This window comes from Agrobacterium sp. SORGH_AS 787 (assembly GCF_030819035.1).
In the GTDB taxonomy this organism is placed as follows: domain Bacteria; phylum Pseudomonadota; class Alphaproteobacteria; order Rhizobiales; family Rhizobiaceae; genus Agrobacterium; species Agrobacterium larrymoorei_B.
On record NZ_JAUTBG010000001.1, the window covers coordinates 1693797 to 1717450 of the forward strand.

Sequence of the window (23654 nt, forward strand, 5' to 3'; positions counted from 1 at the left end):
AAGAGTGCGAATAGAGACGTCTGAGACGAGTGCCTTTCCCGCCGTCAATCTTTTCGACGATATCCATCGGTCAAGCTTCGACTACTTCTGGTCGGGTGCTCACCCCGATACGGGCCTGCCCTTCGACCGAATGAGCGCCGACGGAAAGCCGATCAACGACATCGTCTCGATATCGGGCACAGGCTTCGGTCTCATGGCGATCCTCGTCGGTGCCGAGCAGGGCTGGATAGCTCGCGGTCAAGCTCTTGAGCGTGCTGTCCGAGTTCTCAAGTCGCTCTCATCTGTGGAGCGGTTTCACGGCGCGCTACTCCATTTCGTCCATGCGCAGACGCTGACAATTCTCCCCTTCGGTCGCAAGGATGATGGCGCCGATCTGGTGGAAACATCTCTGTTTCTACAGGGCCTCATCTGCGCCCGAGAGTATTTCGCAGGACAGACGGCAGAGGAAACGGCTTTCAGAGCTTCGGCAAATCAGATCATTGAAGGGGTCGAATGGTCTTGGTTTACACGCAAGAAGGATGGGCCGCTCTACTGGCATTGGAGCCCGAAGCACCATTGGGCGCGCAATGTGCCGATCACCGGGTGGAATGAAGCGCTGCTCGCTTACGTGCTTGCGGCCGGCGCAGAGCATCATGCCATCAAGCCGGAGAGTTATCATGCCGGTTGGGCAAGGCATGGCGAGATGGTCAATGGGAATACCTATCTTGGCACGGTGTTGCCACTTGGCGAGCCTTTCGGTGGCCCGCTGTTCCTGTCTCAGTATTCATTCTGTGGCCTCGACCCATTCGGCCTTCGAGACCGCTACTGCAATTATGCGGAGCAGGTCACGGCCCATGCCCGGATCAACCATGATTATTGCAAGGGGCAGCTTGGCGCTCAAGCCCCTTGGGGCATGACGGCCTGTGACGGGCCGAAAGGATATCGCGCCTTCTCGCCCACGGTGGACGGCGGCATTATTGCGCCGACAGCCGCGCTCTCAAGTTTTGCTTATCTACCGGATGAGGCGGAAGAGGCGTTGGATATGTTTGCGTCTTACGAAGATGGAAAGCTGCTAGGACGATATGGCTTTGTCGATTCCTTCTCACCCACAACCGGTTGGACGGCGCAGACGCATCTGGCAACCAATCAGGGGCCGATTGTCGCGATGATGGAGAACCATCGCTCCGGTCTCCTCTGGCGGTTGTTGATGCATGCGCCGGAAGTACAGCGCGGACTGGATCGGTTGGGTTTTGAACGCTTGAAGTGAAGGTCCCCACTTTGGTCGTCAGCCTTCAATGAAAACGTCATCCCCGGCGCGCAGTGTACCGGTCTCGACGACGTCGCAATAAACGCCAAGACACCTATGGTTTGTTCGAAGGATCGTTCTCAAAACATCTGGTTGCTCAGGCAGTTCCGGTTGCGCGATCAGCGTCATGCCGCAGCGCTTGGTCTTCTCAATCACGATGGCACGGATGTTGCCGATGTGCAGGATAGCGCCGATCCAGCCGTCCTCGGGAAATGGATCTGTTATCGAAGCTTCCAGAAGGATCGACGGTCTGAAGCGTCTGCGATCCGCCTCGCCTGAGGTTAACCGGTTTTCGATGTGCTCGATGGAGGCCGAGGAGAGAAGGTGAAGCGGGCTTGCCTGATAGGCCCTGCCGATGACCGGAAGCCGCGGTCCGAGCTCCTCCGCCGTATCGGCATATTTGCCAATAGAGACGGCGAAGCCGAAATGTGAAGACAGCCGTCTTGGAAGATGATGGTCATCGATGGGCAGCTCATTCCCATCGGGAAACCGGAGCCAGGTTTTCCCGGCACCATCTATTCGGCTCGAAAGCAGGAGAGCAGGGCGCCAGCGAACATCCTTTTCAGGAGTGGCGATGGCGCCCGAGTTGGTCTCGAAAAGCCCAAAGCACCGATCACCGGCAATGCCTCGTTCATGAAGGGTGACGGTTTCACACCTCTCGCCTCCAGTTGAACTGACGGGATACCGCCAGATTTCCTGGATGTGGCCGACTTTATCCATGCTGCGAATTCCAACGGTTGATCAGAATGCATCCCTTTGACGGGAAGCGTTCTTAAGCCGTAAGGCGCTCGTGCAGGTCAATTTTCGCCAAGTCCTTGATGATCGACCCTGCAACGGCTTCTCCTATCTCAGCGGCACTGGTAATCCCCTGTATAAACGGATGTTTGTGCAGGAGATAGGGAATTGCTGCGCAATAGAGCGCTGTTTGAAGTCCGCCCCCGGAAATGACGCGATAGTCCTCATCCACATCGATGCCCCCGAGATGCGCGATCTCGCGTGCATTGCCATCGGACAGCACGCCAAGCTCCAGCACGGTCGGCGCCTCCCGAACAACCTCACCGCTTACAAGGCTTGGGAAAGGAATATCCTTGGCCGAGTGCGCGCTTTGGCCCGTCGCGTCGATAAAGGTATCGAACTGAAGGGTGGCATCCTCCATCGTCACAGTCGCGCCCCGATGGCCCGGCGTCGTTGCGATCTCATAATCGTTCCCGAGTTTCTGGATGGACAGCACGCCAGCATTGCGAAGCGCCAGCAAACGCTGGATGGAGAGATGCGGGACCGTCGCATACTCATCGATGAAGATGCTTTTGAAAGACTTTCCGAACCGCTTGAAATCCTTCATGTCCAGATGCGGCACGATCCTGGCGACGATTTCGTGGGTGATCATGATCGCGTTGCGCCACGGCACCGTGATCTCCTTGGTCATATTGCTCTTCGCTTCGGCCAGATTGAGCGCTGCCCAAGCGAAGGGGTCCGTCCCGGAGCGGTACGCATAATAGGCGTCGGCAAAGTTATCGGCGTCCAGATCCGACAGTCCGATCTGCATGGCGTAGTCCGGATCGCGCAGGGAGAGTTCCTGACGGAAGAGTTCGAATGTCGCATCCAGAAGACCGGTCGGTCCTTTGGCAATCAGAGCATCGACCGCTTCTTCCGTGCAGACGGTCGGTGTTTCATAGGGGATTGGGAAATAGAAGTCTGCCTCTGGCAGTAGTCCTTTTCGCGACATGAGCGTCGCGTGAAAATCATTGGCGTCGCTTGCAGGCTTGTAGGTCAGTGCGCCAGCCTCGTCGTAGATGAAAGAGCCGTTGGACGTCGAGACGGTCATCAGTGCATCGATGGCACTGAGCGACGTTCCGAGAATGCCAAGCCTACCGCCGCGAATTTTTTCCAATGCGGTAGCGGGCCAAGGCGACACGAAATAACCGGGCTTCGTCTCGGTCGTTTCAGGCCAATCATGACCAGTCGCCATCACCACATGGCCGAAGGCGCTTCCCAGTTGGTCGGCATGTTCCGTTTTTACCTGAATGGCGCCCGGGCCGACGATGATATCCGAAACACGATGGCCAGACTTCACCGTAACCACGTGCCCTCTCTCCTCTGCTAAGGCAAGGAGGAACCGGAATTGCGTATGCAAATAGTCTCCCAGCACCACGCGCGGATAGAACTGGCGCTCATTGATCTCGGTTTTCACGATACCAAAGCGCTGGAGATAATCGTCCGGCTGCTGTTTCAACCAGTCCATCAACGTCTGGCCGATCAATGGAATTTCGATGCTCGGAATATTGCAGAGCATTACAGGATCGTTGATGCCCGGCAGATAGGGCGTTCCTTTGCCGGCTTCGCTCTCCGCTTCATAAATGGTGATGTCGAGAGGAGTGGCGGACTCGATCAGGTTTTTCAGCGTGTAGATGCCGGTCGGACCCGATCCAATAATGCATATTCTGTTTTTCACGAGGATCCCGCCTAGTCCGGATGATAATGATGACGAGATTAAAGACCAGGATCAGGATGTTGTTCCATCTTTCCTCAAAGCGTCCGGTAACGGACGGTGAGATCCTTTTCTTCGACGGCCAAGTCGGTCTTTTTCGTCGGAACGAAACGGCCCCCGGCTCATTTTCTTGGCGTCAGCAACGATAAAGCAGGAGGAAATACCAATGGTATCTGCAGACAACATTCGCGAGCATATGGAAGTCAAATCCGCTGATGGAAGCCATGTCGGCACCGTCGACCATCTGGAAGGCCAGAGCCGCATCAAGCTCACCAAGAACGACGCCGATGACGGCAAGCATCACCTCATCCCTCTGGAGTGGGTCGATCATGTCGATTCCCACGTTCACCTCAGCAAGTCCGCATCGGACGTGCGACAGAACTGGGAAACACTCAACTGATTGAGTGATACCCAATTACGAAAAATGCGGCCTTTGAGCCGCATTTTTCTTCGCTTTCATTCAGGCCAGCAGCGCTATCAGGCGGCGCGTTCCAGGCCCGGCGCTTCCACCCCGGTCCTTTCGACATATTCGGTGTATCCGCCATCATATTGATGGATACCATCCGGCGTCAGCTCCAGAACCCGGTTGGAGAGGGCGCCTAGGAAATGGCGGTCGTGCGATACGAAGAGCATCGTGCCTTCATATTCCGAGAGCGCCTTGATCAGCATTTCCTTGGTGTCGAGATCGAGGTGGTTGGTCGGCTCGTCGAGGACGAGGAAATTCGGCGGATCGAACAGCATGGCGGCCATCACCAGTCGCGCTTTCTCGCCGCCCGAGAGTACGCGGCACTTCTTCTCCACATCATCGCCGGTAAAGCCGAAGCAACCGCTGAGCGCACGTAGCGGTGCCTGTCCGGCCTTTGGAAAGCGCTGTTCCAGCCATTGCAGAATGGTGGCTTCGCCGTCCAGGAGATCCATGGAATGCTGGGCGAAATAGCCGAGCTTGACGCTCGCGCCGATCGTCACGATGCCATCATCCGGCTCGGTGCTGCCCGTTACCAGTTTCAATAGCGTGGATTTGCCAGCGCCGTTGACACCCATGAGGCACCAGCGTTCCTTGCGGCAGATCATGAAGTCCAGCCCGTCATAAATGGTGCGGCTGCCATAGGCCTTTTTGACCTTCTTTAGCGACACCACGTCTTCGCCGGAACGTGGCGCAGGAAGGAATTCGAACGCCACAGACTGGCGACGACGTGGCGGCTCGACGCGCTCGATCTTGTCGAGTTTCTTCACCCGGCTTTGCACCTGGGCGGCATGCGATGCACGCGCCTTGAAGCGCTCGATGAACTTCAGTTCCTTGGCTAGCATCGCTTGCTGGCGTTCGAATTGCGCCTGCTGCTGCTTTTCGTTCTGCGCCCGCTGCTGCTCGTAAAAGCCGTAATCGCCGGAATAGGTGGTCAGCGAGCCGCCATCGATCTCGATGATCTTGTTGACGATGCGGTTCATGAACTCGCGGTCGTGAGAGGTTATCAACAACGCGCCGTCATAGGTCTTCAGGAAGTTTTCCAGCCAGATCAGGCTTTCGATATCAAGGTGGTTGCTCGGTTCGTCGAGAAGCATCACGTCAGGGCGCATCAAGAGGATGCGGGCAAGTGCCACGCGCATCTTCCAGCCACCCGAAAGCTTGCCAACGTCGCCATCCATCATTTCCTGACTGAAGCTCAGGCCCGCCAGCACTTCGCGCGCGCGACCCTCGAGCGAATAGCCATCAAGCTCTTCGTAACGCGCCTGCACTTCGCCATAACGTTCGATGATCTCGTCCATCTGGTCCAATTGGTCGGGATCGACCATGCGAGCTTCGAGCTCGCGAAGTTCAGCGGCAATGACGCTGACGGGGCCAGCGCCTTCCATGGCTTCCGCAACCGCGCTGCGGCCAGACATCTCTCCGACATCCTGGTTGAAGTAGCCGATGGTGATGTTCTTTTCGGCCGCAACTTGACCCTCATCCGGCAGTTCCTCGCCGGTGATCATGCGAAACAGCGTGGTCTTGCCGGCACCGTTCGGTCCCACGAGACCGACCTTTTCGCCGCGGTTGAGCGCCGCGGACGCCTCGATATAGAGAATGCGATGGCTGGCGGACTTGCTGATATTTTCAATGCGGATCATGGGGAGCGGACCAAACTGTCAAAACGTTGCGCCCCTATGCCACGACCCGCCTGCGGTGTCATCCGTTGAATGATGACGGACCCCCAAGAACGGTGCCAAAGCCGCTCTTAAAAGAAAAAGCGGCCCTTATGACCGCTTTTTCGTCTTCTCGCCTTGGGAGGCTGGTTATGCCTGGGGCTGCTTGGTCTTGCGCAAATAAGGAAGCACCGTGTCGAAGGACCCGAAGCGCTTCACAGCATCTTCATTGGAGACGGCAGCGGTGATGATGACATCGTCGCCCTGCTTCCAGTTGGCAGGCGTCGCTACCTGATGCTTTGCCGTCAACTGAATGGAGTCGATCGTGCGCAGGATTTCATCGAAGTTACGGCCGGTGGTCATCGGGTAGGTGAGGATCAGCTTGATCTTCTTGTCGGGGCCGATGACATAGACGGAGCGCACGGTGGCGTTGTCCGCCGGCGTGCGCCCTTCGGAGCTGCTGCCCGCGTCTTCCGGCAGCATGTCGTAGAGCTTGGCGACCTTCAGTTCCTTGTCGCCGATCAGCGGATATTCGACCTCAAAGCCGGTGGCGGTCTTGATGTCCTGCTTCCACTGCGCATGGCTTTCGACCGGATCGACGGAAATGCCGATCACCTTGACGTTGCGCTTCTTGAATTCCCCATCAAGGCCTGCCATCGCGCCAAGTTCGGTGGTGCAGACGGGTGTAAAATTCTTCGGGTGAGAGAAGAGAACTGCCCAGCTATCGCCGATCCAGTCATGAAAGCTGATCTGGCCCTGGGTCGTGTCGGCGGTAAAGTCCGGTGCGGTTTGGTTGATGCGCAATGTCATTGTCTGCTCCCATTCACATGTTGACGGGATAGTGGCCCGAAACCGGCTTCTTGTCGCCGCAGATTTATGCTCGCAGATCGGCTTCAAAGAAAAATAAGTCTGAAGTTGGAGTATTGGCGCAAAATTTATCCCAATAGGGAGTGATGGCCGAACCATATATTCGGCCATCACTCAATTAGTAGATCCTTACGAGATGACCGGGTCGAGCGAGCCAGAGGCATAACGCTTTGCCATGTCGCGCAGCGCGATCGGCTTGATCTTGGCTGCCTGACCGGCGGTATTGAAGAGCTCGAAACGCTCCTTGCAGAGCTTGGTCATGGCTTCGCGCGCAGGCTTGAGATACTTGCGCAGATCGAATTCAGCAGGCTCTTCGACAAGAACCTTGCGGATCTGACCGGTGATCGCCATGCGGCAATCGGTGTCGATGTTGATCTTGCGAACGCCATTCTTGATGCCGCGCTGGATTTCTTCGATCGGAACGCCGAAGGTCGGCTTGATCGCACCGCCATAGGCGTTGATGATGTCCTGCAGATCCTGTGGCACTGTGGAAGAGCCATGCATGACAAGATGCGTGTTCGGCAGCTTGCGATGGATTTCTTCAATGACGTTCATGGCCAGAACGCTGCCGTCGGGCTTGCGCGTGAATTTATAGGCGCCGTGGCTGGTGCCCATGGCGACGGCCAGCGCATCGACCTTGGTCTCGCGAACGAATTTCACCGCTTCGTCCGGATCGGTCAGGAGCTGGTCGTGCGACAGAACGCCTTCCGCACCGTGACCGTCTTCGGCCTCGCCCATGCCGGTTTCGAGAGAGCCGAGAACGCCGAGTTCGCCTTCGACCGAGATGCCGCCATAATGCGCCATATTGGTAACCTGGCGCGTCACACCGACATTGTAATCCCAATCACCAGGCGTCTTGCCATCGGCCTTCAGCGAGCCGTCCATCATGACCGAAGTGAAGCCGGCCTGAATGGCCGTCATACAGTTGGCAGGCTCGTTGCCATGGTCGAGGTGAACGCAGACAGGGATGTCCGGATAGATTTCCACTACTGCGTCCATCATGTGCTTGAGCATGATGTCATGCGCATAAGCACGCGCGCCGCGCGAGGCCTGCATGATGACGGGTGCGTTGGTTTCGCTGGCAGCATCCATGATCGCCAGCGCCTGTTCCATATTGTTGATGTTGAAGGCGGGCACGCCATAATCGTGTTCAGCTGCGTGATCGAGCAGTTGGCGGAGCGTAATTCGAGCCAAGGTTTCTCCCCTTAATTGAGGTCGCCGTCGATTGCGGGGACCATTTGAACCGAGTGTGTGACCGATTTTTCATCACGGAAAACACTCTTGTCTTGAAGGGAATAACTCGCCAAGCACTTTTTAACGGCACGAGTTTTTCAAACGATTTGGATCGAATCTTTTTTTGGGATGGTCCGTCAAACCGGTGGCTCGCTTGTCTTTTTCAACTTACGCGAGAGTCGAATCATTTCTTTCAATGGACCAATTCAAAAGAAATTAACCTGTCGTAGTTGAGCGAAAACCCGTCGCTTTCTGCGCAGGCTGTCGGCGGTCTTCACGCCATCATCCGTTCAAGCTTGCAAAAGACAAGAAATGAGCCTGGTGCCAGCGGCGCACTTGCGCTTTCATAGATGCCGCCAACAAAGGGAACAGATATGAACAAACTTCTTGCATCGACCTGTCTTCTATTTGGACTGTTGGGTGGCGCTGCCGCCGCCAACGCTGCCGAATGCGGTAGCCCCACCATCGCCAGCATGAACTGGCAGAGCGCTGAAGTGCTCTCCGCCATCGACAAGATCATCCTCAACGAAGGCTATGGCTGCACCGCGGAGATCACCGTCGGCGACACCGTTCCGACCATCACCTCGATGGCCGAGAAGGGCCAGCCGGATATCGCGCCGGAAGCATGGGTGGATTTGCTTCCAGATGTCGTCAAGCGCGGCGTCGATGAAGGCAAGCTGGTCGTCGCGGCCAAGGCCCTCAAGGATGGCGGCGTTCAAAGCTGGTGGATCCCGAAATATTTCGCGGACGCGCATCCTGAAATCAAGACCTTCGCAGATGTCTTCAAGAACCCGAAGCTGTTCCCAGATCCTGAAGATCCGAGCAAGGGCGCTGTCGTCAACGGCCCTCAGGGCTGGGGTGGTACAGTGGTAACCGCGCAGCTTTTCAAAGCCTATGGCGGCGAAAAGGCTGGCTTTAACCTGATCGACAGCGGTTCTGCGGCCGGTCTCGATGGCTCGATTGCAAAGGCTTATGAGCGCAAGCAGCCATGGGTCGGCTATTACTGGGCGCCGACCGCGATTCTCGGGAAATACGAGATGGTGAAGCTGACGCAGGACGTGCCGAACGATCCGGCGGAATGGAAGCGCTGCAATACGGTTGCCGATTGCCCGGATCCCAAGCCGAACGCTTGGCCGGTTGACCAGGTCGTGACGCTCGTCGCCAAGCCCATCTCCGAAAAGGCTGGCCCTGACGTGATGGCCTATCTCAACAAGCGTTCCTGGGACAACGCCACCGTCAACAAGCTGATGGCATGGATGACCGACAACCAGGCGACTGGCGAAGACGGCGCCAAGCACTTCCTCAAGGAAAATGCCGACGTCTGGACAACATGGGTCTCGCCGGAAGCAGCCGCGAAGATCAAGGCGTCTCTCTAACTACTCCCCCTCGCCACGCCGTTCTCTTGAGAACGCGCGGCACGCGAAACGACATGCGGCGCCCATCTGCCGCGTGTCAACGCCGTGGGTGACGATACGTCACTGTTAGACCGTTCCCCCTCCAGGGGCAACGCTCACAGGGGATGACTATGGATTGGTTTTACACATTTCCGCATATGAATGATGAGGCTCTCCGGAACCTCAAGAAGGTGATCGACGACGGCTTCCGCGGCTTTACCCGAGAATGGGGCGGCGCTATTGAAACGTTCTTTTCGCCGCTACAGCATTTTCTGATCTCGGCCGAACGCTTCATGACACAGACACCGTGGCCGATCATCATCCTGATCATCATGGGAATTGCCTGGGTTGCAAGCCGCAGCATCAAGATCGTTTTCGGCTGTATGATCACACTTCTCCTCATCGGTTATTTCGACATGTGGACCGACACGATGCGGACAATCTCGATGATCTTCGTCTGTACGGTCCTGTCCATCGCGATTGGCCTTCCGATCGGCATCGCCATGTCGCGGTCCGATCGCTTCCAGCGGATCGTCAATCCCGTGCTGGACGTGATGCAGACGATGCCGAGCTTCGTTTATCTGATACCGGTGGTGATGCTGCTCGGCATCGGCAAGGTTCCTGGCCTGATCGCCGTCGTCATCTATGCCATCCCGCCGATGATCCGCCTGACCGATCTCGGCATCCGCCTGGTCGACAAGGATGTGCTGGAGGCGGCAGATGCCTTCGGTTCGTCAGGCTGGCAGAAGCTCTTCAAGGTACAATTGCCGCTCGCCTTGCCGACGATCATGGCGGGTATCAACCAGACGATCATGATGGCACTTGCCATGGTGGTGGTCGCATCCATGATCGGTGTGCAGGGGCTGGGTCAGCCGGTGCTGAAAGCCATCGCCAACCAGTACTTCACCCTCGGCATCTTCAACGGTCTTGCCATCGTCGGCATTGCCATCATCTTCGACCGGATCAGCCAGGCCTATGGCAAGCGGCTTCAGAAGCACCAGGAGGTCGCCCATGGCTGATGGTTTCGGCGGTATTGAAATCCGCAATCTCTACAAGATTTTTGGCTCCAACCCTCAGACCCATGTGGAGGCCGTGCGCAACGGCCTGACGAAGGGAGAGTTGAACGAGAAGTATGGCCATGTGCTCGGGCTTCGCGATATCAACATCACCATTCCATCCGGCTGCATTCAGGTCATCATGGGCCTGTCCGGTTCCGGCAAGTCCACGCTGATCCGCCACATCAACCGGCTGATCGACCCGACCGCCGGTGAGGTGCTGGTGGATGGCGTGGATGTTGTGAAGATGTCGCCGACGGAGCTTCGCGAGTTCCGGCGTCATCAGACGGCCATGGTGTTCCAGAAGTTCGCGCTTCTGCCCCACCGCAACGTGCTGGACAACACGATCTATGGACTCGAAGTCCAGGGTGTGGCGCGTGACAAGAGCATCGACATCGCTATGCGGTGGCTGGAACGCGTTGGTTTGAAGGGTTTCGAACAACGTTACCCCAACCAGCTATCAGGCGGCATGCAGCAGCGTGTCGGTCTCGCGCGCGCGCTTTCCAACGACGCGCCGGTGCTGTTGATGGACGAAGCCTATTCGGCGCTCGACCCGCTGATCCGTACGGATATGCAGACTGTGCTTCTCGATATTCAGAGCGAGATCAAGAAGACCATCGTGTTTATTACGCATGATCTGGATGAAGCACTCCGTCTTGGTGACCAGATTGCCATCCTGCGCGATGGCGAAGTTATCCAGCAGGGCGACAGGCAGGATATCGTGCTTCGTCCCGCCGACGCCTATATCGAAAGCTTCGTCAAGGAAGTGAACCGCGGTCGCGTCGTCAATGTTGAGGCCGTCATGACGCCAGTGCGCAGCGGTGTCGTTGCGGATGCACCGCCGGTTCCTGCCAGCACCAGCATTGAAGAGGCCATGCGTCTGCTTGCTATCGGCGGACATGAGGTTGCGACGGTTGTTGGCAAACAGGCAGAGCCGCTCGGCATCGTGACGTTCCGTCAACTGGCTGGCGCCATGGTCAATGCGCCTGGATCTGGGTCTGCGGAGCTTCCTCACGGGAACAATGTCGTTCGTGCGCAGGCCTGAACGGACTGTTCACTAATCGCTTAGGTACATCCTGCTGGTGCCGCACTATATGTGGGACAACCACATTAATTGAGCCAGCAGGTTTTACCTTATGAAGAAGATCGGTTTTCTGTCCTTCGGCCATTGGAGCCCGGGGCCTCACTCGCAAGCACGTACTGCCAAGGACGTTCTGCAACAATCCATCGAGCTCTCCGTCGCCGCTGAGGAAATCGGCGTCGATGGTGCCTATTTCCGCGTGCATCACTTTGCGCGCCAGCTTGCTTCGCCATTTCCGTTGCTCGCGGCAGTCGGCGCGCGCACCAAGTCGATCGAGATCGGCACGGCCGTCATCGACATGCGCTACGAGAACCCGCTTTATATGGCGGAAGATGCAGGCTCCGCCGATCTGATAGCCAACGGACGTCTTCAACTGGGTTTGAGCCGAGGCTCGCCGGAACAGGTGATCGACGGCTGGCGCTATTTCGGCTATCGCCCCGCGGAAGGGGAGAGCGATGCGGACATGGGCCGTCGCAACACAGAGATATTGTTGCAGGTCCTCAAAGGCAAGGGCTTTGCCGAGCCCCATCCCCAGCCGATGTTTCCGAACCCTCCGGGTCTGTTACGACTGGAGCCGCATTCCGAGGGTCTCAAAGATCGCATCTGGTGGGGTGCGGGCTCCAACTCGACTGCGGTCTGGGCGGCAAAACATGGGATGCATCTGCAAAGCTCGACGCTGAAAGACGACGAAACCGGTGAACCCTTCCACGTCCAGCAGGCGGCGCAGATCCGCGCCTATCGCGAAGCTTGGAAGGAAGCTGGCCATAGCGGCACCCCACGGGTGTCGGTGAGCCGGAGTATTTTCGCTCTGGTGGATGACCGCGATCGCGCCTATTTCGGTCGGGGCTCGAAAGAAAGTGACAGTGTCGGCTACATCGATGCCAATACGCGGTCGATCTTCGGTCGGTCCTATGCAGCCGAGCCGGATGTCTTGGTGAAAGAATTGGCGAAGGATGAGGCGGTGGCCGAAGCCGATACCCTGCTGCTGACAATCCCCAACCAGTTGGGTGTGGACTATAACGTCCATGCACTGGAAGCGATCTTGAAACATGTTGCGCCGGAACTTGGCTGGCGCTGATTGATTAGGAAAGCCGGGGAAAATGTTCCCCCGGCTTTCGCTCTCTTAGAGCGTGTTGCGATCTTTCGGATTCGCGTTTCACGCTTCAAGCCCTTCTCGCATCGCGTATCGTGATTGCAAAACCGCATCACACTTTTGCGCGACATGCTTTGGGCCTTCGACTTACTTCTGCCAGCTCTTCACCAGTTCGTCGTAGTTGACGGTAAGCGGCTTCTCCTTCTCGTTCTCGACTTTTAGCTGCGGTGCCAGCTGATAGACCATGGCGACGCTGCGGTCCTGCACGCGTTTGCCCGTCACATCGGCGCCGTCGAAGATCAGCGAGCCTTCGGTCGGCTTGTCGAGGCCGGCCATCAGTCGCATCAAGGAGGTCTTGCCGGACAAGGTCGGGCCAAGCAGGACATTCAGCGTGCCCCGCTTGAGTGTGAGATTGGTCGGGTAGATATGATAATCCCCGCCCACCATCTTCGCGATGTTGCGCAATTCAAGCATTCTGTCCCGCGGCCTCCTCCACCACCAAGATGTCTGCAATCAATATGTCTTACGCAGCGCCGTTACGACGCTTCTTAATCAGTCGTCTTAAGCAGCCTTTGTCGTCATGTATTCGTTCAGGGCAGCGGCTTCCTCTACGGAAAAATGCAAGCCCTGCTTGGTCCTGCGCCAGAGCACATCCTCGCTCGTTCTGGCCCATTCCTTTTCCATGAGCCAGGCGACTTCGCGTTCGTAAAGATCGCCGCCGAAATGACGACCGAGCGCCTCCACACCTGTCGCATCTCCCAGGAAGACCGCAGCCTTCGTTCCGTAAAGCCTGACAAGACGGCGGGCATGGCGATCCGAGAGAAAGCCATAACGGCCCTTCAGTCTTGCCACTTCAGCATCATAGCCGGTCGGAGCAAAATCGCCGCCCGGCAACGAGCTTTTCGCCGTCCAGGGCGAACCCTTGGTGCCGATCGCTTCATTAATCTTTTCCAGCGCATGTTCGGCAAGGCGACGATAGGTGGTAAGCTTTCCGCCAAAGACGTTGAGCAGCGGCGGCTCGCCGGTGTTCTGCTCCAGCTTCAACACATAGTCGCGCGTGGCTTCCTGCGCCTTGGATGCGCCGTCGTCATAGAGAGGACGAACGGCGGAATAGGTCCAGACGATATCATCCTTCGTCACGGGCTCGGCAAAATATTCGCTGGCCGCCTTGCAGAGATAATCCGTTTCCTCGTCGCTGATCCTCACCTGCGACGGATCGCCGTCATAGTCGCGGTCGGTCGTGCCGATCAGAGTGAAGTCAGTCTCGTAAGGAATGGCGAAAATGATGCGGTTGTCGGGGTTCTGGAAGAAATAGGCGCGGGGATCGTCAAATTTCTTCTTCACGACGATATGGCTGCCCTGAACGAGGCGAACATTGTGAACCTGGTTTTTCCCAGCCGCGTTGGACAGAACCTGATCCACCCAGGGACCGGCGGCATTCACCAGCATGCGTGCCTGCACGGTTTTCACGTCGCCGCTTTCGATGTTCTGGACGTTGATGGTCCAAAGCCCGTTTTCGCGCCGGACCGAAGTTACCTTCGAGCGGTTCATGATGTCCGCGCCGCGGTCTGCCGCGTCGCGTGCGTTCAGCACCACGAGACGCGCGTCATCCACCCAGCCGTCGGAATATTCGAAGGCCTTGGTGAAGAGCGGCTTCAACGGCTTGCCAGCCGGATCGCGGCGCATGTCGAGAGACTTGGTGGCAGGCAGCAATTTGCGACCGCCGAGGTGATCGTAGAGGAAGAGACCGAGCCGGATCAGCCAGGCGGGGCGAATGCCACCCTTGTGGAAGGGCAGAACGAAGCGCATCGGCCAGATGATATGGGGCGCCATCGCCCACAGAACTTCGCGTTCCATCAAGGCTTCACGCACGAGACGGAACTCATAATGTTCGAGATAGCGCAGGCCGCCATGGATCAGCTTGGTGGCGCCGGAGGACGTGCCGGAAGCAAAGTCCTTCATCTCGGCCAGCGTGACGGAATAACCCCGGCCAGCCGCATCACGCGCGATGCCGCAGCCATTGATACCGCCGCCGATCACGAAGATGTCGCGAACCGCCTCTTGAGCCACCTGTCACCACTCCCTGCTGTCTTGCGCCTTGAAGGCGAAGCATTTTTTGTTAAAGGGAAAATAAAAGGAACTGAAAGCGAATGTCAAACGAAACTATCGTCTATGATGTCTGTCTCTCGTGGGGTTGTTTCGATCAGCTCGACTCCTGCTTCCCGGCAGATGTTGCGGATGGATTCCGACGGGCAATGGTCGGTAATGAAGGTCTGAACCTGCGAGAGATGGCCGATACGGACGGGGGCTGTGCGGTCGAATTTGCTTGAGTCGCTGGCAAGGATCACATGGCGCGCATTGGCGATGATGGCCTGGGCTACCTTCACCTCCCGAAAGTCGTAGTCCAACAGAGCGCCGTCCTGATCGATTGCGGAAACGCCGATCACCGCATAATCCACCTTGAACTGACGAATGAAGTCCACTGCCGCCTCGCCAACAATGCCGCCATCGGTTCCGCGCACGACGCCGCCGGCTATAATGACCTCGATGGACGGGAAGATACGCAGCCGGTTTGCGACATTGATATTATTGGTGATGACCATCAGTTCCTGATGATCGAGCAGCGCATCGCCCACCGCCTCCGTTGTTGTGCCGATATTGATGAAGAGCGAGGACTTGTTGGGGATGATGTTTGCTGCCGCCTTGCCGATGGCCTGCTTTTCGCTCGCGGCAATCGAACGGCGCGCCTCGTAGCGCATATTTTCGGTGCCATTCGGGAAAATCGCGCCGCCGTGAATGCGGTTCAGCGTTCTGTTTTCGCAGAGTTCGTTCAAGTCCTTGCGGATCGTTTGAGGCGTAACGGAAAAGCGTGCCGCGAGGTCTTCGACCAGCACTCGTCCTTCGGATTTTGCAAGCTCTATGATCTCGGTTTGACGCGCGCTGAAAAACATTGAATGACGCCCTAAAATCTTTTCGTTTTGTTTCAGTTTAGCCAAAAACGAAAGCCGCTCAAGCGCCCTTCACTCTCTTTCCCCATCAGCCTGTCGGCAGAGGATTCTCTAAAAGGTGGGCTCTATTTGCGCTTCTCGGTTCATCGTTTTCCACAGGCAGACGTCATGTCTCAACGAAATTTGTCAGTCAGCTTGACCGATTACGACGTCGCGTATCCCGATATTTTTCCAAGATATTTTGCCTTGCCGCATTGTTGCGCATTCATGAATATTGCCTGCTCAAAAGGCAGGCCTGAAGTGGCTGAAAATATTGGGGGTTGCGCGTCAAGCCAATTTGCCCTTGTTTTAGGCCTCTCAAACTGTCTGGGAGCATTAAAAAAATGATTTCGTTTAAAACGACAACGCGAGCCGCAATTCTTCTCGGCTCACTTCTGATTGGCGCCAGTTCCGCTCTTGCTGAAACCGTTCTGCATCGCGGTAATCCGGGGGAACCCCAAACTCTCGATCAGGCACAGACCTCGATCAATATCGAAGCCTTCATCCTCAAGGACCTTTATGAGGGCCTGACGATTTACGACGCTGCCGGCAAGATCGTTCCCGGCACGGCGGAAAGCTGGAAGCTGTCGGATGACGGCACCGTCTATACGTTCAAGCTGCGCGATAACGCCAAGTGGTCGGATGGTTCGCCGGTGACGGCTGAAGACTTCGTGTTTTCCTACCAGCGCGTTCAGGACCCGAAGACGGCAGCCAAATATGCCAATATTCTCTACCCCATCAAGAATGCCGAAAAGATCAACAAGGGCGAATTGCCGCTTGATCAGCTTGGCGTGAAGGCGGTGGACGATAAGACGCTCGAAATCACGCTCGAGCGCCCGACGCCCTTCTTCCTCGAGCTTCTCGCGCACCAGACCGCACTGCCTGTTTCCAAGGCGAGCTTCGACAAGAACGGCAAGGATTTCGTCAAGCCGGGCGTCATGGTCTCGAACGGTGCCTATACGCTTCAGTCGCACGTGCCGAACGACAGCCTGACGGTGGTCAAGAACCCGAACTTCTGGGACGCTGCCAATACCAAGATCGACAAGGTGATCTTCTACCCGATCGACGACCAGGCCGCCTCGGTCCGTCGCTTCGAGGCCAAGGAAATGGATCTCGCCTACAACTTCTCGGCCGATCAGCTCGATCGTCTGCGCAAGTCCTATGGCGAGCAGGTTCATGTGTCGCCGACCCTTGCGACTTATTACTACACCTTCGATACGCGCGAAGCGCCCTATAGTGACGTGCGCGTCCGCCGCGCGCTTTCCATGGCTGTCGACCGCGACTTCCTGGCCAAGGAAATCTATAGCGGTTCGCAGGTTCCGGCTTATTCCATGGTGCCGCCCGGCATGGACTCCTACGGCGAGCCGTCCAAGGCCGATTTCGCAACCATGTCCCAGCTTGACCGTGAAGACGAAGCCCTCAAGCTGATGAAGGAAGCCGGTTACGGTGAAGGCGGCAAGCCGCTCTCCATCGAAATCCGCTACAACACCAACCCGAACCACGAGCGCGTGGCTACCGCCATCGCCGATATGTGGAAGAACACCTTCGGCGCCAAGGTTTCGCTCGTAAACCTCGACGTCGCCTCGCACTACGGCTACCTGCAGGAAGGCGGAAAATACAATGTCGCGCGTGCCGGCTGGGTTGCCGACTATGCGGATGCTGAAAACTTCCTGGCGCTTTCCATTTCCTCCAACAAGACCTTCAACTACGCCAAGTTCAACAACGCCGAATATGATGCGTTGATGAAGAAGTCTTATGAGGAAAAGGATCCGGCAGCCCGCTCCAAGCTGCTGCATGAGGCTGAAACCATCCTGATGAAGGAGCAGCCGGTGGCACCGCTTCTGACCCAGGCCGATCTCTGGCTGGTCTCGGATCGCGTCAAGGGTTGGCACGACAATGCCGCCAATGAACACTTGAGCCGCTTTCTGAGCGTTTCCGAATAAGCAGCGCTGGCACGGCGGTTGATAACCCCGCCGTGCCATGCCCGGAGCCTGAAAAGCCATGATTTCATTTGTTCTGCGCCGTCTGGCGAGCGCGGTGCCGACGCTATTTATCGTCGTCACCATTTCTTTTTTCCTGATGCGTTTTGCACCGGGCGGTCCGTTCAACCTTGAACGGCCCCTGCCGCCACAAACGATGGAAAACCTGATGAGGATCTATCATCTGGATGAACCATTGTGGCGTCAGTATCTGATTTATCTGCGCAATGCGGTGACCGGCGATTTCGGTCCGAGCTATATTTACAAGGATAACACCGTCGCGCAGCTGATCGGCAAAGGCCTGCCTTACTCGCTGGAGCTTGGCTGCTATGCGCTGCTTCTGGCGCTGATCGGTGGCGTGCTTGCCGGTACGTTTGCGGCCCTTCGGCAAAACAGCGCCTTCGATTTCTCCATCATGTCGATTTCGACGGTGGGTGTTACCGTGCCGAACTTCGTCGTTGCGCCGGTGCTCACACTCGTCTTTGCCGTCTTCCTCGGCCTGCTACCTGCCGGTAGCTGGGGTGACGGATCGCTGCGCTATCTCATCCTGCCGACGATTGCGCTTGCACTGCCACAGCTTGCGGTGATCGCGCGTCTCACGCGCGGTGCGATGATCGAGGCTTTGCGGATGGACCATATTCGCACTGCCAAGGCTTATGGCCTTCCGGCAAAAAGCGTCGTGGTTTTCCACGCGATGCGTGCAGCCATGCTGCCGGTCGTCTCTTATCTGGCACCTTGCGCTGCTGCGCTTCTGACCGGTTCTGCCGTGATCGAAACGATCTTCACCATTCCAGGTGTTGGCCGTTATTTCGTTCTTGGCGCCATCAACCGCGACTATACGTTGGTCATGGGAACAGTCGTTCTCGTTGCCATCTTCGTCATCCTCTTCAATCTCGTGGTCGATATTCTCTACGGCCTTCTCGATCCGAGGGTTCGACATGACTGATATTTCGACCAATCTTCCACCCCAAGCCGAGGTGCAGAGCCGAAGCCTGTTCCAGCTGGCAACGATGCGCTTCCGCCGCAACAAGGCGGCGATGGCGGGTTCCGTCATGCTGGTGCTGATCACGCTCTTCTCTTTCATCGGCCCCCATTTCCTGAGCCACACTTATGATCAGGTGTTCTCCTCCTACGTCTCCGTGCCGCCAAGCCTGGAACCCCGTCCGGATGTGAACAATCTGCAGGAGGTGGTGGAGGGTGTGGCGAGCCGTGCCCGCGTCGAGCTGAAGGAATTTGCCGTCAGCGGCCAGACCTTTACCGCCACCGTAACCTCCAGCAGCGCCATCGATCCGCGGACGACACGCTACTTCGACCGTGCCAACGAGTTCGAAAACACCAAGGTCGTGGCCACCGAAGACGATGGCCGGACACTGAAGCTGGAAGGCGAGGTGAACCGGGAATACTTCTTCTTCGGCACCGATACCAACGGACGTGACATGCTGGCCCGCGTGATGCTGGGCGGGCAAATCTCGATTGCCGTCGGTGTGTTGGCAAGCCTTGTGTCGCTCGGCATCGGCGTCGTTTATGGCGCGACCGCCGGTTACATCGGCGGGCGTGTCGATAATGTGATGATGCGCTTTGTCGAAATCCTCTATTCGCTGCCCTTCGTCTTCCTCGTCGTGGTGCTCGTGGTCTTCTTCGGCCGAAGCTTCATCCTGATCTTTCTGGTGATCGGGGCTGTCGAATGGCTAGATATGGCGCGTATCGTGCGTGGGCAGACGCTGGCGCTCAAAAGACGGGAATTCGTCGGTGCCGCGCAGGCGCTGGGCTTGAGCGACTGGCAGATCATCCGCCGTCACATCATCCCCAACACCATTGGCCCGGTCGTCGTTTTCGTCACCGTGGTGGTGCCGAAGGTGATCCTGCTGGAAAGCTTCCTCTCCTTCCTTGGCCTTGGCGTGCAGGCGCCGTTGACGAGCTGGGGTGCGCTGATTTCGGAAGGCGCCAACAACATGCAGTCGGCACCCTGGCTGTTGATCTTCCCGGCTCTGTTCTTCGTGCTGACCCTGTTCTCCCTCAATTTCGTGGGCGACGGGTTGCGTGACGCACTCGATCCAAAGGATCGCTGACATGACGACATCTGAAACCATATTGACGGTTCGCAATCTCAAGGTGGACTTCACCACGCCGGATGGCATGGTCAATGCCGTCAAGGGCATCGATCTCGATGTTCGTCAAGGTGAGACGCTTGCCGTGGTCGGTGAATCCGGCTCCGGCAAGAGCCAGACGATGATGGGCATCATGGGGCTTCTGGCTTCCAATGGCGTCATCAATGGATCGGCGAAATATCGCGGGCGCGAGTTGATCGGCCTTCCGGTCGATGAACTCAACACCATCCGCGGCGCGAAGATCACCATGATCTTCCAGGAGCCGATGACCTCGCTCGACCCGCTTTACCGGATCGGGGCGCAGATCGCCGAGCCGATCCTGCATCATCGCGGCGGCAGCAAGAGCGAGGCGCGCGCGCGTGTTCTCGAGCTTCTGAAGCTTGTGGGCATTCCTGACCCGGAACGCCGTATCGACAGTTACCCGCATGAGCTTTCCGGCGGGCAGCGCCAGCGCGTCATGATTGCCATGGCGCTGGCAAACGAGCCGGACATTCTCATTGCGGACGAGCCGACGACAGCACTCGATGTCACGATCCAGGCGCAGATCCTCGATCTTTTGAAGTCGTTGCAACAACGCTTCGGCATGGCTGTGGTGCTGATCACCCACGATCTCGGCGTGGTGCGCCATTTCGCCGACCGCGTCACGGTGATGCGGCGCGGTGAGGTGGTCGAGGCGGGCACGACGGAGGATATCTTCGAACGCCCGCAGGCCGATTACACCAAGATGCTGCTGGATGCCGAGCCGAGCGGCCACAAGCCGCCGGTCGCTGACGGCACGCCGGTCGTGCTTTCCGGCCAGAACGTCACCGTCGATTACGACATTCCCGGTGGCTTCCTCTCCAAGGCGAGCGTGTTTCGCGCAGTTGATGGCGTGAATATCAATCTGCGCCAGGGTCAGACCATTGGTATCGTGGGGGAATCCGGCTCCGGCAAATCGACGCTTGGGCGCGCGCTTCTTCGGCTCACCAATGCCAAGGGACGGATTACCTTCGAGAAGAAGGAGATCACGGGGCTGGATCGCAAAGCGATGCGCCCCTTACGTCGTCGGCTGCAACTTGTGTTTCAAGATCCCTACGGTTCGCTCTCGCCGCGCCAGACGGTGGGCGAGATCATCACCGAAGGCCTGTTCGTCCACGAGCCGCAATTGAGCCGTGCCGAGCGGGACAAGCGCGCCATCGAAGCGCTGAAGGAAGTGGGTCTCGATCCTGCGGCCCGCAACCGCTATCCGCACGAATTCTCCGGCGGCCAGCGCCAGCGTATCGCAATTGCCAGAGCCATCATCCTGAAGCCGGATGTCGTCATTCTCGATGAGCCGACCTCGGCGCTGGACCGTTCGGTACAGGGCCAGGTGATCGATCTGCTGCGCGAATTGCAGAAGACGCACGGCCTTTCCTACATCTTCATCAGCCATGACCTTTCGGTCATCAAGGCGATTTCGGATTATGTGATCGTGATGAAGGATGGGAAGATCGTGGAAGAAGGCGAGACCGACGCGATCTTCAACGCGCCTTCTGCCGACTACACCAAGACGCTGATCAAATCCGCTTTCACTGCGGATGTAGCAGCCTGAGGTGGTGATCCCTCAATACGCACTATCAATCGTATATGCCCCGCTTCGGCGGGGCATTCTATTGTAATCTGCTTGCCTCCCAAGATTACTGCAAAGGAACCAGTGAGGCTTCTCGACGTTATAGCGCTGTGAACATTGACGTGTGCCGAAGTAATGGCACTGAGGAGGCAACATGCGAAAGATTATTCAAGTTGCAGGACTTGCTATTACTATGGCAGTTTCAAGCGTAGCCGTATCTACCGTTGCAAAGGCGCAAGATGTTGAACTGCGGATCGGCCCAGATGGCGTCCGTCCGGTTATCCGCGACCGCGATCGCGACCGCCGCGACATGGACCGCCGTGGCCCGCCACGCATGGCCGGCTGCAGCGAACGCGAAGCTCGCGCCGCCGCTCGCGCCTCTGGCCTGCGCGACCCGGAAGTGGTCCGCATGACGCCACGCCGCGTGGTCGTCGAAGGCGACACGCGCCGCGGCCCCGACACCATCACTTTCGCCAACCAGCGAGGTTGTCCAGAGATTTGATTGAGGTTTTCGGAAGAGGTTGGAAAGGCTCGCTTAGGCGGGCCTTTTTTGTGTCGCGGTGGTGATTGAAGAGGCAACTACGATGACCCGCCACTTTACATGGAAATACTCAATCTTTAACTTCTTCTCTGCGTTGTATTTTCTGATTTTTCGAATCAATAGGTTTAAATTTTGACATTTGATTACTGCAGAATGGAGAGGATACTCCCGTTCCATTGCGTGAATTGAGCGCAGCGGGGTGAAGAAATAGGACAGTCATGAGCAGAATTGAAGATACTGTGGGTCGCGCTGGGTATGAGAGAGACCCGTATTATTCCTATCGCTATGATGCTGAGACCGTAGATGCCATTGAGGCGCTGGTCGGTAAGCCTCTTCCAGAAGACATCCGGTGGTACCTCTTGAATATCGGATCCTGGAAGTTGGAGTATGATTACAGTGCCGTACTTGTTGCGCGAGGCGACGCTCTTCTCAATTTGAGATTCAAAGGCGTGGAAGATCAGGCTTTCTTCAAGAGCCGATACGAGCATTATCTGGATCGCAACGAGGGCGGACGACTACCGGGCAACCCAGCCCTTTATTATCCGCTTTGTGAAATAAGCGGAGAGTTTAGGCCTAGTGTAACGCTTCGGTTGCTCGTTGATTTAAATGAAGGGGAGGACTTGGGTTCGATTTGGGGTGTCCGACCCATTGGCTATCATGACGATCAAACACCTTCTGAGCCCATACGCCTCGCGGATGATTTTGCAACATTCATTGAACAGGTGGGGCCTGAGAGAAACCTCCGGGCAAAAGCGGAGAAAAACAATGAGGCTCTTTTTAAGCGGTTGTTCGCCAGTGAAATAAAAAAACCGAGCGTAATCGCCTCCTCTGCATCAACTCCGGAAATTTTGTTGCAAGGCTACTTCGACCGGCGCGAGGAGACCATTTTTGATGGCGCTAGAAACATAGAGTTCGACCATTACGTTAGCGGGCGAAGATTTGAGACATCGGAGGATATCAAAAAAAGTGCGATAGCCAGCGGTCATGAAATGCCAACGAACGCCTTTCATGGTTCAACTGCTGTCGTGCGACGCGCTATTCGGTTTGGGATGCCCACTCCCTATGATGGCGGGTTTGTCGGACAGAAGCTCTCCAAGGGTTTTATGACGATGACCGTAAAGAGCACGATTGGGGACGAACTGACTTTCGATGAGCAATACCTGCTGTATTATGATATAAAATCGGGACTTTGGACAATCGTTCGGCGTCTTGAGGGAGCGATTAAGGATGTGCGTGTGAAGGGCATCGGCACCTTCGGTTTCGACACAACATATAAATGGCACCTCAAGAAGAAGGTGGCTCCGGTCTGGGCGGAGTTCAAATGTGAACTTCACGTCGGTGGTGAGGAGGATGCGCTGACTGCTGAAGTGATAGAATTCATAACTGAAATACTCAGTAAGGCATCCTTCCGAAAAACTTTCGAGGATCACGTCTTTCACATTTACAGAGAGCGATACTATCCCGAGTTTGAGGCCATGGATGCGGAGGAAAAGCAGGAGTGGATCAAGGACTTCCCACAGATCAACTCAAGCCCAGAAATTTGGCCGTTACTTGGGCGAAAGGCATCAATCTACGTTCATGGAGGAAGGGCGTTTACGATCCACGTCGAGGCAGGGTTTGATCCAGAGCACGGACTCGATATTAGAGTTGAAAACTGGAACGTCGTCTAACTCAAGTTTTCCGGTGCATTCTGCGACCCGCTTGCTCTGTTTCCTCTGATTTGTGTTGAGGATTGGAGCGGTACGACCTCCTAAGACACCAAAGGAATAGGCCGTCACGTTCGTTCGAGCGTAACGGCCTAAAAAGAAGCCTTAGTTTTGAAGCGAGGTCACGT

20 protein-coding genes are annotated in these 23654 nt (G+C 56.8%); 12 read left to right on the top strand and 8 right to left on the bottom strand.

Annotated features, from left to right (window positions below):
* The first annotated feature begins 4 nt into the window (after positions 1-4).
* Entirely contained in the window at positions 5-1246 is a 1242-nt protein-coding gene (locus tag QE435_RS07460; protein ID WP_349040808.1) for a glucoamylase family protein, read from the top strand.
* A gap of 18 nt (positions 1247-1264) precedes the next feature.
* On the opposite strand, the gene QE435_RS07465 is transcribed toward QE435_RS07460, so the two are convergent.
* Together QE435_RS07465 and QE435_RS07470 are read right to left on the bottom strand one after the other, a co-directional pair.
* The gene (locus QE435_RS07465; RefSeq protein ID WP_349040809.1) at positions 1265-2005 is read right to left on the bottom strand and encodes an MOSC domain-containing protein; all 741 of its coding nucleotides are present in this window, start codon (positions 2003-2005) and stop codon (positions 1265-1267) included.
* A 52-nt stretch (positions 2006-2057) separates the two neighbouring features.
* A complete protein-coding gene (locus QE435_RS07470) occupies positions 2058-3737 on the bottom strand; it encodes an FAD/NAD(P)-binding protein (protein ID WP_349040810.1) in 1680 nt (559 codons plus the stop codon).
* Positions 3738-3939: 202 nt separating this feature from the next.
* Between QE435_RS07470 and QE435_RS07475 the strand changes: the two genes are divergently transcribed.
* Positions 3940-4173 carry a DUF2171 domain-containing protein gene (locus QE435_RS07475; protein ID WP_349040811.1) on the top strand — a complete coding sequence of 78 codons (234 nt, stop codon included), beginning with the start codon at positions 3940-3942 and terminating at the stop codon, positions 4171-4173.
* 77 nt (positions 4174-4250) lie between these two features.
* Here QE435_RS07475 and QE435_RS07480 read toward each other — a convergent pair whose 3' ends face one another.
* From QE435_RS07480 to fba, 3 genes are all read right to left on the bottom strand, one after another.
* Positions 4251-5879 carry an ABC-F family ATP-binding cassette domain-containing protein gene (locus QE435_RS07480; protein ID WP_349040812.1) on the bottom strand — a complete coding sequence of 543 codons (1629 nt, stop codon included), beginning with the start codon at positions 5877-5879 and terminating at the stop codon, positions 4251-4253.
* Between the two features lie 165 nt (positions 5880-6044).
* Complete coding sequence (locus tag QE435_RS07485; protein ID WP_306928130.1) at positions 6045-6704, bottom strand: peroxiredoxin; 660 nt, start codon at positions 6702-6704, stop codon at positions 6045-6047.
* Positions 6705-6890: 186 nt separating this feature from the next.
* Entirely contained in the window at positions 6891-7955 is a 1065-nt protein-coding gene (fba, locus tag QE435_RS07490; RefSeq protein WP_306928127.1) for a class II fructose-bisphosphate aldolase, read from the bottom strand.
* Positions 7956-8368: 413 nt separating this feature from the next.
* Here fba and QE435_RS07495 point away from each other — a divergent pair, with 413 nt between their 5' ends.
* The 4 genes from QE435_RS07495 (at position 8369) to QE435_RS07510 (ending at position 12602) form a co-directional block, all read left to right on the top strand.
* Positions 8369-9370, top strand: a complete 1002-nt coding sequence (locus tag QE435_RS07495) for an ABC transporter substrate-binding protein (RefSeq protein WP_349040813.1) — start codon at positions 8369-8371, stop codon at positions 9368-9370.
* 149 nt (positions 9371-9519) lie between these two features.
* Positions 9520-10407, top strand: a complete 888-nt coding sequence (locus QE435_RS07500; RefSeq protein ID WP_306928123.1) for a proline/glycine betaine ABC transporter permease — start codon at positions 9520-9522, stop codon at positions 10405-10407.
* Positions 10400-11488 (top strand): glycine betaine/L-proline ABC transporter ATP-binding protein, encoded by a 1089-nt coding sequence (locus QE435_RS07505; protein WP_349040814.1) that lies wholly within the window; start codon positions 10400-10402, stop codon positions 11486-11488. Before QE435_RS07500 ends, QE435_RS07505 begins: the two co-directional genes overlap by 8 nt.
* Positions 11489-11579: 91 nt before the next feature.
* Positions 11580-12602: an LLM class flavin-dependent oxidoreductase gene (locus QE435_RS07510; protein WP_349040815.1), complete on the top strand. Its 1023-nt coding sequence runs from the start codon at positions 11580-11582 to the stop codon at positions 12600-12602.
* A gap of 162 nt (positions 12603-12764) precedes the next feature.
* Here QE435_RS07510 and QE435_RS07515 read toward each other — a convergent pair whose 3' ends face one another.
* From QE435_RS07515 to QE435_RS07525, 3 genes are all read right to left on the bottom strand, one after another.
* Positions 12765-13091: an ATP-binding cassette domain-containing protein gene (locus QE435_RS07515; RefSeq protein WP_349040816.1), complete on the bottom strand. Its 327-nt coding sequence runs from the start codon at positions 13089-13091 to the stop codon at positions 12765-12767.
* Between the two features lie 87 nt (positions 13092-13178).
* Positions 13179-14687 (bottom strand): glycerol-3-phosphate dehydrogenase, encoded by a 1509-nt coding sequence (gene glpD / locus QE435_RS07520; RefSeq protein ID WP_349040817.1) that lies wholly within the window; start codon positions 14685-14687, stop codon positions 13179-13181.
* Between the two features lie 83 nt (positions 14688-14770).
* A complete protein-coding gene (locus QE435_RS07525; protein WP_306928103.1) occupies positions 14771-15568 on the bottom strand; it encodes a DeoR/GlpR family DNA-binding transcription regulator in 798 nt (265 codons plus the stop codon).
* 380 nt (positions 15569-15948) lie between these two features.
* Between QE435_RS07525 and QE435_RS07530 the strand changes: the two genes are divergently transcribed.
* The 6 genes from QE435_RS07530 (at position 15949) to QE435_RS07555 (ending at position 23490) form a co-directional block, all read left to right on the top strand.
* Complete coding sequence (locus tag QE435_RS07530; protein WP_309770237.1) at positions 15949-17547, top strand: peptide ABC transporter substrate-binding protein; 1599 nt, start codon at positions 15949-15951, stop codon at positions 17545-17547.
* A gap of 58 nt (positions 17548-17605) precedes the next feature.
* Positions 17606-18529, top strand: a complete 924-nt coding sequence (locus QE435_RS07535; RefSeq protein WP_349040818.1) for an ABC transporter permease subunit — start codon at positions 17606-17608, stop codon at positions 18527-18529.
* Positions 18522-19652 (top strand): ABC transporter permease subunit, encoded by a 1131-nt coding sequence (locus tag QE435_RS07540; RefSeq protein ID WP_306928097.1) that lies wholly within the window; start codon positions 18522-18524, stop codon positions 19650-19652. Before QE435_RS07535 ends, QE435_RS07540 begins: the two co-directional genes overlap by 8 nt.
* Before the next feature lies 1 nt (position 19653).
* Positions 19654-21261: an ABC transporter ATP-binding protein gene (locus tag QE435_RS07545; protein ID WP_113180238.1), complete on the top strand. Its 1608-nt coding sequence runs from the start codon at positions 19654-19656 to the stop codon at positions 21259-21261.
* Between the two features lie 172 nt (positions 21262-21433).
* Complete coding sequence (locus QE435_RS07550) at positions 21434-21781, top strand: hypothetical protein (protein WP_306928093.1); 348 nt, start codon at positions 21434-21436, stop codon at positions 21779-21781.
* Between the two features lie 257 nt (positions 21782-22038).
* Positions 22039-23490 carry an SMI1/KNR4 family protein gene (locus tag QE435_RS07555; RefSeq protein ID WP_349040819.1) on the top strand — a complete coding sequence of 484 codons (1452 nt, stop codon included), beginning with the start codon at positions 22039-22041 and terminating at the stop codon, positions 23488-23490.
* Positions 23491-23654: the final 164 nt, after the last annotated feature.